The 13,286-nt window shown below is 62.3% G+C and carries 16 protein-coding genes and 2 pseudogenes; 9 read left to right on the forward strand and 9 right to left on the reverse strand.

Annotated elements, in window-relative coordinates; all coding sequences use genetic code 11:
* Positions 1–2: 2 nt before the first annotated feature.
* The gene (locus IVA78_RS28305; RefSeq protein ID WP_247468816.1) at positions 3–278 is read right to left on the reverse strand and encodes a hypothetical protein; all 276 of its coding nucleotides are present in this window, start codon (positions 276–278) and stop codon (positions 3–5) included.
* Between the two features lie 97 nt (positions 279–375).
* Positions 376–984, reverse strand: coding sequence for a S24 family peptidase (locus tag IVA78_RS28310; RefSeq protein WP_247280567.1), 609 nt, complete (start codon positions 982–984; stop codon positions 376–378).
* A gap of 168 nt (positions 985–1,152) precedes the next feature.
* Between IVA78_RS28310 and IVA78_RS28315 the strand changes: the two are divergent.
* The 4 genes and pseudogenes from IVA78_RS28315 to IVA78_RS28330 all read left to right on the forward strand — a co-directional run bounded on the left by IVA78_RS28315 (position 1,153) and on the right by IVA78_RS28330 (position 3,475).
* Positions 1,153–1,685 (forward strand): annotated as a pseudogene (locus IVA78_RS28315) (GcrA family cell cycle regulator).
* 46 nt (positions 1,686–1,731) lie between these two features.
* Complete coding sequence (locus IVA78_RS28320) at positions 1,732–2,307, forward strand: hypothetical protein (protein WP_247468818.1); 576 nt, start codon at positions 1,732–1,734, stop codon at positions 2,305–2,307.
* 500 nt (positions 2,308–2,807) lie between these two features.
* Entirely contained in the window at positions 2,808–2,993 is a 186-nt protein-coding gene (locus IVA78_RS28325; RefSeq protein WP_247451455.1) for a hypothetical protein, read from the forward strand.
* Positions 2,994–3,133: 140 nt separating this feature from the next.
* Positions 3,134–3,475: a phasin gene (locus IVA78_RS28330; RefSeq protein WP_247301816.1), complete on the forward strand. Its 342-nt coding sequence runs from the start codon at positions 3,134–3,136 to the stop codon at positions 3,473–3,475.
* 461 nt (positions 3,476–3,936) lie between these two features.
* On the opposite strand, the gene IVA78_RS28335 is transcribed toward IVA78_RS28330, so the two are convergent.
* Positions 3,937–4,767: an alpha/beta hydrolase gene (locus tag IVA78_RS28335; protein WP_247468820.1), complete on the reverse strand. Its 831-nt coding sequence runs from the start codon at positions 4,765–4,767 to the stop codon at positions 3,937–3,939.
* A 156-nt stretch (positions 4,768–4,923) separates the two neighbouring features.
* Between IVA78_RS28335 and IVA78_RS34330 the strand changes: the two are divergent.
* Positions 4,924–6,370: pseudogene (locus tag IVA78_RS34330) on the forward strand (bifunctional diguanylate cyclase/phosphodiesterase); the annotation flags it as partial.
* Between the two features lie 78 nt (positions 6,371–6,448).
* Here the strand turns inward: IVA78_RS34330 and IVA78_RS28355 are convergent.
* Positions 6,449–6,709 (reverse strand): hypothetical protein, encoded by a 261-nt coding sequence (locus tag IVA78_RS28355; protein WP_247301811.1) that lies wholly within the window; start codon positions 6,707–6,709, stop codon positions 6,449–6,451.
* A 258-nt stretch (positions 6,710–6,967) separates the two neighbouring features.
* Between IVA78_RS28355 and rocF the strand changes: the two genes are divergently transcribed.
* Together rocF and IVA78_RS28365 are read left to right on the forward strand one after the other, a co-directional pair.
* Complete coding sequence (rocF, locus tag IVA78_RS28360; protein ID WP_247468825.1) at positions 6,968–7,945, forward strand: arginase; 978 nt, start codon at positions 6,968–6,970, stop codon at positions 7,943–7,945.
* Between the two features lie 115 nt (positions 7,946–8,060).
* A complete protein-coding gene (locus IVA78_RS28365) occupies positions 8,061–8,345 on the forward strand; it encodes a hypothetical protein (RefSeq protein ID WP_247301807.1) in 285 nt (94 codons plus the stop codon).
* 63 nt (positions 8,346–8,408) lie between these two features.
* On the opposite strand, the gene IVA78_RS28370 is transcribed toward IVA78_RS28365, so the two are convergent.
* The 4 genes from IVA78_RS28370 to IVA78_RS28385 form a co-directional block, all read right to left on the reverse strand.
* Positions 8,409–9,695 carry a divalent metal cation transporter gene (locus tag IVA78_RS28370; protein WP_247468827.1) on the reverse strand — a complete coding sequence of 429 codons (1,287 nt, stop codon included), beginning with the start codon at positions 9,693–9,695 and terminating at the stop codon, positions 8,409–8,411.
* Positions 9,696–9,898: 203 nt separating this feature from the next.
* Positions 9,899–10,084 (reverse strand): hypothetical protein, encoded by a 186-nt coding sequence (locus tag IVA78_RS28375; protein ID WP_247301804.1) that lies wholly within the window; start codon positions 10,082–10,084, stop codon positions 9,899–9,901.
* Between the two features lie 235 nt (positions 10,085–10,319).
* Positions 10,320–10,946, reverse strand: a complete 627-nt coding sequence (locus tag IVA78_RS28380) for a hypothetical protein (RefSeq protein WP_247468829.1) — start codon at positions 10,944–10,946, stop codon at positions 10,320–10,322.
* Between the two features lie 12 nt (positions 10,947–10,958).
* Entirely contained in the window at positions 10,959–11,276 is a 318-nt protein-coding gene (locus tag IVA78_RS28385) for a hypothetical protein (protein ID WP_247468830.1), read from the reverse strand.
* 258 nt (positions 11,277–11,534) lie between these two features.
* Between IVA78_RS28385 and IVA78_RS28390 the strand changes: the two genes are divergently transcribed.
* Together IVA78_RS28390 and IVA78_RS28395 are read left to right on the forward strand one after the other, a co-directional pair.
* Positions 11,535–11,942: a hypothetical protein gene (locus tag IVA78_RS28390; RefSeq protein ID WP_247468832.1), complete on the forward strand. Its 408-nt coding sequence runs from the start codon at positions 11,535–11,537 to the stop codon at positions 11,940–11,942.
* Positions 11,943–12,206: 264 nt separating this feature from the next.
* The gene (locus IVA78_RS28395; RefSeq protein WP_247280579.1) at positions 12,207–12,620 is read left to right on the forward strand and encodes a hypothetical protein; all 414 of its coding nucleotides are present in this window, start codon (positions 12,207–12,209) and stop codon (positions 12,618–12,620) included.
* A gap of 177 nt (positions 12,621–12,797) precedes the next feature.
* Here IVA78_RS28395 and IVA78_RS28400 read toward each other — a convergent pair whose 3' ends face one another.
* Positions 12,798–13,124 (reverse strand): nuclear transport factor 2 family protein, encoded by a 327-nt coding sequence (locus tag IVA78_RS28400; protein ID WP_247468834.1) that lies wholly within the window; start codon positions 13,122–13,124, stop codon positions 12,798–12,800.
* Positions 13,125–13,286 lie beyond the last annotated feature (162 nt).

Raw genomic sequence — 13,286 nt, forward strand, 5'->3', positions numbered from 1 at the left:
CGTCACGTCCGCTCGTGCTTGCGCAGATCGCGGGCGTGATCGAGGCGGCATGCCTGGAGGTCGATATCTTCGGGCGGGATCTGGGGCAGGGTGGCCTCGGACAGGATGGCCTCGGTCACGTCCTCGACGGAAATGTCGGCGATTTCGTGGATGAACGAGACGTTCCGGTATTCACCCGAAACGATGCGGGAGATGATCTCACGTCTCGTGATTTCGGGGTCGACGACCGCTTCGCGGCCGCGCCGTCCATAGTCGATCATCACGACGAAATATTGCATAGAACGAACCTGCCGCACCCAGTCGAGAGTGCGGCAGAGTTATTTCCGAAAATCAGAAATAAGTCAAGAGCGACTTCCAAAAAATGAAAATCGGCGGCTACCTGCCCTTCTTGCGAGGGCGGGCGGACTTGGCGCGCAGCCGCTCGAGCTGTCCCTTGGGCATGGACAGGCAGATCTCTCCGACCCATTCGAGCTTCACGCCGACGATCGGCTTGGCGTTGAAGCTGGTGAGGTTGACCACGGAGGGGCTTTTGCCACGCTCGATGGTCTTCAAATAGCGCTCGCCGGTCTTGAGCCGGACCACGGCCTCCTCGCCATAGAAGCTCGACAGCGGATGACGCTGGTCCTTGTAGACCACGATCACGTCGCCGCTCTCGTACTTGGGCAGCATCGAATCGCCCACGATCTCGAAGGCGACGGTCTCTTCCATGATGGGGAAGGGCAGCGTGATGTCACCGAGTCCCTCCGGCGGAACTTGTTCATAATCGGGCTCGATCACGGCGCCGGCGCCGACGCGGCCCATGATCGGCGCGAGGTTGAGTTCGAGATATTCCATGATCGGAATGATCTCCGAAGCCTTCACTAGGCGCTCGCCGCCGAGAATCTCCGAGACCGCGCCGGGTCGCACGCCCATGGCCGCCGCCAGGCCGCCCTTGCTCTTGCCGGTCTTTTCCAGGCCCCGCTCGATCATTGCAACGTCCAACATGGTGATTCCCTCGATTGCGCATGGTCTTGCCTCTTATAATCCGAAATTCGGAATTGATGCAATTATGAATATCAGAATTGTCGGGTTGACTTTCGATTCGGAATACCGGAATATATCTTCCCGCCTCGCGATCATGCGGTCGGAGGGGGCGCATCACAGGACAGCAGCATGGAACCGAGCCATTGGCCGTCGGAGCACTCCGACGCGCTTCGCGACTATTTTCTGAAGGGGATGTCTTAGCGGCCATCGGCCGAGAGATTAATGCAAGGTTTGGAACGGCTTACACACGCAGCGCGGTGGTCGGCCGCGCCAAGCGGCTCGGCCTCGTCATACCGGCTTGGATGACGAGTCCATCGGTCGTGCCGTCGCTGCCCGGCGAGGCTTGCCCGCCGTCGCCGCGCCGGTCGGCGTTGCCGAACCTGAATTTGCCGCCGAAATCCGCAATGAAGCCTGCTGCGCGCGCCAAATTGCGCTGCGTCCGTATGCAGCCGCGGTTGGTCCCACTGGTCGACCTTGCGGTCGACGACTGCTGCTACCCCTATGGCGGCGACAAGGATGGGGAGGAAATCACTTTCTGTGGCCATCCGCGCCAGCCGGGTTCCAGCTATTGCACGCCGCATGCGCGTCTGACGCGCCGTTCTGCAGCTGAGTCCGCCCGTGCCACCCGTCCCGTCTTGCTCAGGCTGATCTGCGCTGCCTGAACCGGCGGCCAGCCGTTCATCGTCGATTGCGCAAAGGAGTATCCGAGTGGCACGTGCCCGACGCAACAAATCTTACAAATTGGCTGGAATCTATGACCGGCGGTCCCACGACGTGCCGTTCAATGCTGAAGTGGCGGAAGTCGAGGTCGACAATCCGCTGGCGGTCGATCCCGGCGAGAAGATCGCGGCCATCCGGTCGGTCCGGAGCGATCCGCTCGGCCGGCTGCACGCGCATCATCAGATCGACGAGGCACAATACCGCGGCGGGCGCGCCTTCCAGAGCGATTGGGAGAGGGCGGAGCGGGGGCCCCAGGCCATGGACCCGACCCGTGAATATGTCGATGGCGCTCGTACGCGCGAGCCGATTACCGAAAGCCAGCGGCAGGCGGTGCTGCGGCTGAATCGGGTCGAGCGCGAGCTCGGTACCGACGGCGCAGCGCTGGTGCACGACGTGCTCGTGCTGGGCTTGACCATGGATCAGATCGGGCAGCGCCGCGCCGTTCGTACGCAGCGCTGGAACGACTATTTTGCGCGGCGTTTCCGTGAATGCCTGGACCGGCTGGCGCTGATCTACGGCTTCGCCGCGACAATTAGGACGCCACGGGCAGGGCAGCGCAAATGACGATCGCACGCCCGCGGCTTCGCCCGCGGGCAAGCGATCGGCTGCTCACGGATGCGGTACGGGCCACTGGCTTTCCTATCGCCAACGATACAGCCGCTGAGACGCGACTCAACAATTGCGTGTATATGCTGCCGAAGCGCCAGTTCGTGTCAGCCCATCTCTGTTCATATCGGAAACAAGTCGAAATGCAGGGCCAATTGACAGCGATCTCGGCTGTGTGCGTGATCGATGCCGCTTCTTGACGCAGGTAGGTGACGGCGGTCGATATTCGTGTTATCCGGAATTGCCGTGGCGCGATCCGGGCGCATTGCTATAGCGGCTCTTGGGCTTGCCGGATGAGTTGTTCCTTGGCATAATTGCAACCTGCTCGGTTGGGCCACGCTAGACCGCCGGGCCTGCGGCCGAGAGCTGATCCCCATAGAATCGGGTTGTGGCGTTCGGTCCCTCGCGTGCGACTTCGACGCAAGAATATGAAGGCCGATGCTTGTCATAGGTGCGAGATGAAGAACCTTAATTTCGCGGCTGAACTGCACCTCACGCTGGGCGCGCCCGCGGGCGGCACCGTCGAAAGCCTGCGCCTGCTCCGTGCGTTTCTGAAGCTCGAGCCTCGGCAGCGTTTCGAGGTCATCAAGCTCGTCGAAGACCTCGTCACCGAAGAAGCTCTTCCCGAACATCCCCTGTCCTGAGTAAGGCCGCACCGGCCCTACGCCGTCGCCTTCGTTTCCTGCCAGATTCGGCCCACCAGGCAGCCCTCGTCAGGGGCCGGCCCGCTGGAAGGCGATCCGGTAAGTGTGGTATTCAGTCGGGAAAAGGGAGGAGTGCGACCATGATCGACCCGAAGCTTGAAGTTCCGGCCGAACTGCGCGACCTGGCCGAGAAGACGATTGACCAGGCGGAAAAGGCATTCGGCATGTTTTTCGAAGCCGCCACCAAATCGATGACGACCGTTCCGGGTGCGGGGACGGAAGTGTCGAAGCAGGCGCTCGCTTTCACCGAACAGAACATGAAGTCGGCGTTCGAGCATGCACGCAAGCTCGTTCACGCCACAGACCTTCAGGAAGCGATGCGAATTCAGTCCGACTTCCTGCGCAGTCAGTTCACCAACGCAGGGGATCACATGCGCCAGATGACTGGCAGCTTCATGCAACCGGGCAAGGACAAGTCCTGATTCTGTTGGTGCGGCGCTGCATGCCCACAAATTGATTTTGCGCGCCGGCGAGTGCGCATTCTGATGCCGGGCAGGTCCATGATGGGCACTTAATGGGTTCATTCGCCGTCCATCATCCTTTTCTGCTGATCCTGTCGGTCTTCCGGCAGGGATTTGCAGTTCCACCTGTCACGTTGGCCCGGCGTTCTACCGGCGCAGCGATCCGGTATAGGCCATGATGTCGCCGGCTTCCTTGCGGCTCAAGGGAAGCTCGGCATCTTCGCGCCGTCGAGCAGGAAGAAATCGAGTATTCTGGAATTGCGAGAGATCGATGCGCGCGATAATCGACCGCAGCAGCCTGCGCCTCGAACGATAGATCTACGAATGCGGGCGCCCGTGCCGCGGTGCCCCTCCGAGATCGCGGGACCCTTCCTATCATGGCGGCTCGGAGCTGCCTTGACCTGTTGCAAAGGCGTTTCTGGCTAATAGTCGCCGGGGTTCATGATCATCGGGCTCTTCGTATCGGCCGGCGCGAGCGCGCTGCTGGCGCTGTCACGCAGGAAGCGGTCGAGCGTCTCCTGGATCTTCGCCTTAACCGAATCGGGACCGCGATCGCTCATCTCGGTGTGCTGTGCGCCGGTATGGACGATGTCGATACCGCGCGCTTTTGCCTCTTCCGGTGTCGGCAGCACGCCGGGATCGGCCACGAAATGCGGATCCTTCGAGCGGAACGACAGGATCTTCATGTTGTCGCTGAGCACCAAAGGCACCCGCAGATTGTCGAGCGTGATCACCTTCGATACCAGCTCCGGGTGCTGATGGGCGACATACATCGAGACATCGCCGCCGTTGGAATGGCCGACGAGAGTGATGTGGTCGTAGTCGACGTTCACCTGCCGCCTCTTCAACTCGCCCAGCACGAACAGAATGTTGGCCTCGCAGCGGACATAGACTTCACGCCGGCCGACATATTGCTGGCCGGCATGGGTCATCAGCGGCGGATCGCTCGGTAGATCCTGCTGGATGCTGACAACCAGATAGCCGCGTGCGGCGAGCACGTTGGCCAGGAAGGAATACTCGGTTGCTTTGACGGTGTTGCCGTTGCTGATGACGGCGAGCGGAAGCTTCCAGAGGCCGAGATTGGCCTTGGTCTCGTAGTCGCGTCTCACCGCGACCTCAACCGAGATCGGCCGCTGGCGAGAAGCGTCGAACAGGGCCAAAGCCTCATGGCGGATCGCGAACCGGCTGACGACGAAATACTGGCCGACCCCGAGGACGCAGAGAAACGCCAGGATTGCAAACACCCTCTTCATGGCTCCGTCTCAATCACCTTTGGCTGAACATGGTCAATGGCAACCGCCGGATCGAGCGATCATGAGCAGGTTACGGGATTAAATTTAGGCAAGTCTGTGAGCAAAGGCCGCAAAAGCGCCGTGCGCGGCGACGCCTCGACGCTGCCGAAATAATCGGTCGCACGGTTCGGAACGCTGTGCGCCGTCCCTGGGGATGGCGACGTGAGGCCGCCCATGCACGATGCCGCCCGCCAGGCGCTGCTGGTTCCCGGCGGCGCCGTCGTCGTCGAGTTCGAGGGACGACGCAAGAACGGCGAGACATTCCCGTCGAGGCGAGCTTCTCGGGCTGGCAGGGAGCGGACGGCTTTCAGTATGGAGCGATCCTGCGCGACATCTCGCTGCGCAAGCGCGAGGCCGAGCGCGTCAGGTATCTCGCCGAACATGATACGCTGACAGGTCTTGCGAACCGCAGCATGCTGCATGCGAGCCTCATCGGTCAGATCACGGCGGCGGAGCGGCGGTCTTCCGACCTCGCACTGCTCGTGCTCGGGCTCGACGGCTTCCAGCAAATCAATGACATTTGCGGGCATGCAGCGGGCGACCTCGTGCTGCGGGCGGTCGCCGAGCGCCTGACGACCGAGGTCGGCGCCGGGGCGATCGTCGCGCGCCTCAGTGGCGACGAGTATGGGCCAAGATCAGCATCGGCGTTGCCATCTATCCCGACGGCGGGCGTAATGCTGACGATCTCCTGAGCAACGGCCATCTCGCGCTGACCAAGGCAAAGCTGACGCGGCGCGGCAGTCACGTGATCTTCGAGAGTGCGATCAGACAGGAGCTGGAGAACCGGCTGAAGCCTGAGAGCGAATTGGCGCTTGCCGCGGATCGCGGCGAGTTCCAACTGTCCCAGCCCCAGGTTCGTCTGGTCGACGGCAGCCTGATCGCAGCTGAAGCGCTCATCCGTTGGCGGCATCCCGTGCGCGGCTACGTCTCGCCTGCGGAGTTCATGCCCGTGGTAAACACTTCGGCCCTGTCCGAGCGGATCGCGAACTGCGTGATGGAGACCGCCTGCCCTCAGGCACGCGACTGGGAACTGTCGGGCAAGGCCGTGCGCGTCGCGATCACCCTATCGCCCTCGCAGCTCCACTCCGGCGATCTCGCGCATTGGGTTGCGGCGTTGCTCGAAGCGAGGGGCTCACGCCGTCGCTGCTCGAGCTGGAGGTCACCGAAGACATCCTGCTCCATGACGAAAGCCGCGTGCTCGACATGTTCAAACGGATCCAGGAGCTGGGCGTCCGCGTTCTGTTCGACGATTTCGGTACCGGTTATGCAAGCCTGAGCGGAAGAAGTTTCCGCTCGACGGGCTCAAGATCGATCGTTCATTCGTGGTCGATCTGCTTGCCGATTCTGACGATGCTGCGATCGTCAGCTCGACTATCGGGCTTAGCAAGCAGGTCGGTCTCACAGTGGTGGCTGAAGGTATCGAGAACCGCGCCACGGCGGACTTTCTGGTGAGCATGGGATGCGAGGAAGGGCAGGGGTACTTCTTTGTCGTCCGATGCCGGTGGAAGCGTTCGATCGGCAGTTCCTGGCGCTTGAGTGCGCCGCCGCCGTCACTGCGGCCTGACGGGCCCGCTTCGATTTAGGGTTATTGTTTGAGCATGGCCTCTTCGGAGTACCGCTGGATAGCTTTTCGGATCATGTTCTAGCGTCGACGCGCAACCGCGACGCCGAACAGGAAAGCAACGAACAGGCTGGCGAGCGGCGCTTCGCGCGTGATCGCCGCAATCGTCGAGAGCGGCCGGCCCGGCTTTCGCGCTTCCTCGATCGCAGAGGTAAGACGATCGACCGCTGCATGCAGGCCCCCCGCGACTTCACCGATCGTGCGGGATACATCCGTCGCTGCATCGATGGCGCGTTCGGCCATGCCGGGCTGGGGATTGGACTGCGGTATCTCCGTGCTCAAGCGCGACCTCCAGGCCCGATGATGGAGGCCGGCACCTTTGGCTATCCGCGCGAGCGCTCGTTTTGAACAGCGGGTCTGACGACCTTTGGCTATCCGCGACAGGCGCCGTGGCTTTACGGCGGGTGCCGGCCCTGGAATGGGCAATTCAGCGCGCGGGATTTTGTTCCGGGACAATAGGCCCACGGCGGCCCCCCGGGAAACGACGGATGCGAATCTCTGTTAGGCTGGCGGTAGCCCTGCTGATATCAGGAGATTGCCGTGACCGATCGGACCGCGACGGATCTAACCCGGCGCATCGCCTTGCTCGGCGCTCCCATCGACATGGGAGCTTCGCAGCGCGGCACCTTGATGGGCCCTGCTGCGCTGCGCACCGCAGGCCTTGCGACACTGCTCGATAACCTCGATTTTGAGGTCGTCGACTACGGCGATCTTTCCGTGGCCGAGGTCCGTGACCTCGCCGACAGGCCGCCCGAGAAAGCCAATCATTACCGGGAAATCCAGCGCTGGACGCGCGTGCTGAGTCGCAGAGGCTATGAGATCGCGAAAAGCGGCGCAGTGCCGATCTTCCTCGGCGGCGATCACACGCTCTCGATGGGCTCGGTCAATGCGATGGCGCGTCATTGGAAGGAGCGCGGCCGCGACCTGTTCGTGCTCTGGCTCGATGCCCATGCCGACTACAACACGCCGGAAACGACGATCACGGCCAATATGCACGGGATGTCGGCCGCGTTCCTGTGCGGGGAGCCCGGCCTCGACGGACTGCTGGGTGACGATCCCCGCGCTTCGATCACCCCTGAGAGGCTAGATCTGTTCGGCGCGCGTTCGATCGACAAGCTCGAGAAGGACTTGATGCGCGCGCGCCGGATCAGGGTTGTCGACATGCGGCAGATCGACGAATTCGGCGTCGCTGTCTTGATCCGGCGCGTCATCGAGCGGGTCAAGGCAAGCAATGGCGTGTTGCATGTCAGCTTCGATGTCGATTTTCTCGACCCTTGCGTGGCGCCAGGCGTCGGCACCACCGTGCCCGGTGGCGCCACCTATCGCGAGGCCCATCTTATCATGGAGCTGCTGCACGATTCCGGCGTGGTGGGATCGGTCGACATCGTCGAACTCAATCCCTTCTTGGACGAACGTGGCCGGACGGCACGCACAGCGGTCGAGCTGATCGGCAGTCTGTTCGGTCAGCAGATCACGGACCGGCCGACCCCGAGCAATGCCATCGCGCCGGGCGAGTGAATCGGTAAAGCATAACGGGGTGTTCCCGCCTTCGCCGGGACCTTACCGAAGCCGGAGCGGAACCGGGGGCACGCAATTGAATTAACCTGCAATAGGATAATTGCGGACGCTTCTGATGACGGCTGATCGTTTCGCGAGTTCCATCTCTACGGCACTTCGTCATCCCGGCGTGATCGCGCTGATCGTGGCCGGAGTGACGATCGCAGCGATGCTGATCGTCGACCACGGACCTTGGAACCGCGCTAAGACCCAGCCGGCCCACGTCGCTATGTATGCGACGACGGGGGAAGCTGCGCGCGCCGCAGGGGCCGCCGTGCTTCCGACCGAACCGAAATCGCCGATAGAGCCGGCCCGGCCGGGGCCGAAGACGTCGCCAACCGTTAATCCCGTCATACCGTAGCCTATCGACGGATCTCGGCATGGGTGCGCGGCCGGGAGCGCCCTTCCGGCTCGCTTCTTCTCATCAGCCGATCACGGACGAGCCGAGCAGAGCGAGGACGGCGAGCGCCATCAGTGCAGTGCCGAACCAGCCCAGCGCGATCAGCCATGAGCGGGCCCTGAAGTGGCCCATGATGGCGCGATTCGAGACGATCAGCATCATCATCGTCATGATCGGGACGGCGACGATACCGTTGAGCACCGCGCTCCACACCAGCATGTGTATCGAGTCGATTCCCGTGAAGCCGAGGCCGAAGCCGATGATGGTTGCGGCCGCAATGATCGTATAGAAGCCGACTGCTTTCTCAGGTTTCGCCTCCAGCGTGGCGTGCCAGCCGAAGATCTCGGCGACGCCGTAAGCCGCCGAGCCCGCCAGCACCGGGATGGCCAAGAGACCCGTGCCGATGATGCCGAGCGCGAACAGCGCGAAGGTGAAGTCGCCGGCGAGCGGCCGCAGCGCTTCGGCGGCCTCCGTCGCCGAATTGATCTTGGTCACGCCGTTGGCATTCAGCACCGATGCGGTGGTCAGGATGATGAAGAAGGCGATGCCGTTGGACAGCAACATGCCGGAGATAGTGTCGGCCCTGATGCGCGCGAGCTCCGGATTGCCGCCGCTCGGAACATCGCGCAGCGGCTTGTCGCGCTTGCCCTGGTTCATCTCCTCGACCTCCTGCGAGGCCTGCCAGAAGAACAGGTAAGGGCTGATGGTGGTGCCGAGCACGGCGACGACCATCAGGAAATAGTCGGCGCTGACATTCGCCTTGGGCCACACTGCGGCGAGCAGCGCCGTGCTCCACGGAATCTGCACGGTGAAGGCGGTGGCGACATAGGCGAACAGCGCAAGAGTGAGGAATTTCAGCACCGGCGAATAGCGGCGATAGGGCAGGAAGATCTGGAGCAGGGTCGAGCCGGCGGCGAAGATCAGCGCATGTTCGTGCTGGAGCCCGCCGATCACGAGCCCAAGCGCCTCCGCCATCGCGGCAATGTCGGCCGCGATGTTGAACGTGTTCGCGACGACGAGCATGGACACGAGCGCGAGTACCGCCCAGCGAGGCGCGAGCCGCATGACGTTGGCGGCGAGCCCCTTGCCGGTGACCCGGCCGATCCGGGCGCTGACGAGTTGAATGGCGATCATGAACGGGGTGGTCAGAAACACCGTCCAGAGCAGCGCGAAACCGAATTGCGCGCCGGCTTGCGAGTAGGTGGCGATGCCCGACGGATCGTCGTCGGCCGCGCCGGTGATCAGACCGGGCCCCAGCCTTTTCAAAAGCGACGGCGCGGACGTCTTGGAAGCGTGAGCGCTGTCGCGCATGAAGGAAGGCCCTTGCTATGAGAACTTCATAGCAAATGCTAATGGGGGAACAGAAGTTCCCCAGTGGAGCTCCCGGCCGCACTTCGGATGAGGCGAATTTTGATTGATCGTCGGGCAAAACAGTGTTAGAAACGGACCATCGCAAGAGCCGTCGATCTAGATCCTCGCCGGCTTCGCAAGATCGTCTTGCGGCCAGCGCGATGCTACTTGACGCTAACGAACATGCCCCAGGCGGCGGCGAGCGCTGCGCCCGTGAAGAGGACCACCGGATTGTCGCAGAACGCGCCGCCATAGCGGCACACGTCTGCTCCGAACTGGCCGAGCTCATGACGGCTGGCGGAGTAGAACAGTCCCGACAGCCCCAGCAATGCAGCGGCGACGAAGTACATCGGTGGTCTCTCCAAAGCGGTCCCGTTTGCGTTCTTTCGCAACGAGAGCAAATCGACATGCCCAGCATGGCGCGAAAAGCTTTCATTTCGCCGAAACCGATTCGGCGCCTTTTAGATAAAGTTTGACAGGTGGTTCCTGTTTTTCCCGACGCGGCTTCGGTAAGGCAGACCCGCTCCACCATCAAAAAAAGGCCCCACCAGCGCGGGGCCTTTGTCTTGTCGGGTCGGCCGGGACCTATCGCCGCGCGCCCATGCCGTAAAGCTCGCGCTCGCGGCGGATGTCGTCGGGAGCGAGAGGCGGGCTTGCGGCATCGAAGTCGGTCCAGCCGGCTTTCTGCCAGGCAGAGCTGCGCTCCTGAAGGTTGACGGATCTCTCATGGAGAAGCGCATCTAGCCGTGCGCGATCCTGGTCAGGGACCCTCGCCGAGACGAGCGTGCCGCCGCGGCGGACGCCTTCAGCGTAGCGCGAGGCGTCTTCCTTGGAGACGCCTGCTTGGGTCAGTGCGCCGACGATGCCGCCCGTGGCCGCGCCCGCGGCTGCGCCGGCAGCCGTGGAGGCGAGCCATCCCGCAGCCACGACCGGTCCGAGACCGGGAATGGCGAGCAGCCCGAGACCGGCGAGAAGGCCTGCTGCGCCGCCGAGGCCGGCGCCGATGCCGGCACCCGTGCCGGCGCCTTCGGCGCGATCGTCGACGCCGTCGCGGTCACGATCGATCTTGCCGCGCGATGAGCCGTACCAATTGTCGGAATTGTTGGCGACGATGCTGATGTCGGAGTGCGGCACGCCGGCGCTCTGGAGCCGGGTGACGGCCTGCTCGGCATCGGAATAATTGTCGTAGAGACGAGAAATGGTGATCGTCATGCTGTTTCCTCCTTACTTCGCGGGATTGACGTTGCCTTGGAAGTCAACGCTGACATCGGTCTTGGTGCCGGCCTTGTCGGCCTTGCCTCGCCAGACGCCTTCGTTGTCCTTCTGCAGGCCGGAGACGTTGGAATATCCCGCGTTCTCGATCCGCGACTTCGCCTGTCCCTCGGTGAAGCTGTTGCGGCCGGCGACCGGCGCGTTCGAATTGTTCTGGTCGGAGCTGTTGACGGCATTGTTTGCGCGGGCTGGGCGCCCGCGGGCGCAGATGCGAGCAGCAACAAGGTTGCGGCCAGCAAAGTCAGACGTGACATGTTTTGTCTCCTGCAATGGATTGTGCCGGCGACAACAAGCGAGATTCGAATTGGTTGCCTGCGATCGAAGGCACGGAGTGCCGCAGCACGATCTTGCTGCGACCGAGCTTGGGAAGGCGCTGAAGTAGGAACTTCTGCCGCTTTGTCCCGTTGGCCGACCTTTCGATCCAACCGCCGCTTCAACACGCGACCGCTGTTCAATTGCGCCCCATGGCGGCGTGCACTTTTGGACATTCCCTTGAAGCCGTCTGTGCTCTGTTGAATCAAGGCCAGCATGGACCGAGACAGAGACAAGCGGATTCTTCAGGAACGGCTGGAGCGCTGCCGGAAGCTCTCGCGTGATTTTCCGAGCGGGCCCACGGCCGAGCATATCCGTGAGCTGGAGGCCGAGCTGCTGGACGATCTGCGTGCGCTCGAACGGAGTGATGTAGGAACTTGGGTAGGGAAGCCTTGTTGCCCTTCTCGAACGCTTCGACTCTCCAAGGCCACCTATGCAATCCCGCTATCCGTTGTTGAAGAATGGACAGTGGAAGAGCATGAGCAATTAAAGGCCATGGCTGAAGCGGGCCGGCAACCGGACGAGATTGCGAAAGAGCTCAATCGCAGTGAAGCGGCCGTCAGGATACGCTCCTGGCAGCACGGCATTGCGCTGCGCCTCGTCACATCGAAGCGCGGCAAGTGAGCGCAGCTAGACATCTACTCACAAATCATGCGTTGAGCTTGAGCGCCCCAGATGATGTCCGCTCATCCCTCGACGCAAACGGCCGACATCCTTGAACGCCGCCGATGGGCCACACCGCACAGAAGGCTTTGCCCGAAGCGGAGTTGGTGAATGGGGCGCGCCTTGCTGGGCCTTGCGGTTCTGCGGGCTCAGGTGTGAGATGATGCCAGGCACCTGGCCAGGCGGTAAGGTGCCGTGGCAGCTTTCATCAGGGAGGGCCTAACAATGGCACCAACGGCACCAGGTGGTATCAAAAAAAAGAAGGGTGGCGGAGAGATGACGGTCCCGGAATTTGCGATGCCGGCAAGTGCTGTTCCCGGCATTGCGCAAGTGATCGTCAATGCATGGCAAGGCGATCCAAGCCTCGACAAGATACTGGACCGTACCACTGCCGGACCGAACAAAGGAATGGCCACGGCAGATGCCGTCGCGCAAGCCACAGCGGCTATCAATGCAGCGGCACCGGGATACGGTTTAATGCGGGCCGTAATAATCACGGAAGACGAGCACGATAGTGGATACACGATGGAAACTGACGAAGATGTGGTCTTCGTGCTTCCAAAAGCTTCACGCGTGAACGGAACAAATCTTCTTGAGACGGCCAAGTTGCTAATGGCCTGTACGCCAAACGGGATTTAGAAACTCCGCAGCGTTGACGTGGGGCCGCGCTACATCGGCGCGGCCCCTCTATTTAGCGCTTGCAGAGCGCATCGGCGAGATCATCGGAATGGCGCGAGGGGCTGACGGAGGCGAAGGATCGCATGGCGATGGCGATCACTTACTGGAGGAGCCGACGGTGCTTTCATGAGTACGGCCTTAGTTCGAAGGACCGCAAACGTGCGAGGCGATCTGCCCCTGCGCGTTGAAGCTCAGGCTTGCGCTGACGACGCCGCCGCTCGCGATATATGAAATGACCGTCGTATCTCCCGACGGCTTGAGGTCGTTCAGGCTTGTGGCGGGATAGTCCCGGAGACGATCGCGCCAATAGGCGCGTCGGCCATCCGTGCCGGAGCACGTTTTCATGCCGCCGCAGCCGCAGTGAATCACCGCGTCATCGGCATACATTCCTAGGATGGTCTCGATATCGCCGGCGCGGTAGGCATCAAGCCAGTCGACCGCAGCGGCCATCGGGTCAAAGGACATCGTCCTACCTACGTGCCGTTTCGTCGGCCGGCGGTTTAGGACAGGGACAATGAATGCCACGTGAAAGTCGTGGCGGGTGGCCGTTCACCTATCTGTCGGAAGGGTGAACAGGAGCTTGCCGCATTAGTCGATGCCGGGTGCAGACGGCGCCCGGCGGCTTCG

The organism is Bradyrhizobium sp. 137 (assembly GCF_023074095.1).
GTDB lineage: Bacteria > Pseudomonadota > Alphaproteobacteria > Rhizobiales > Xanthobacteraceae > Bradyrhizobium.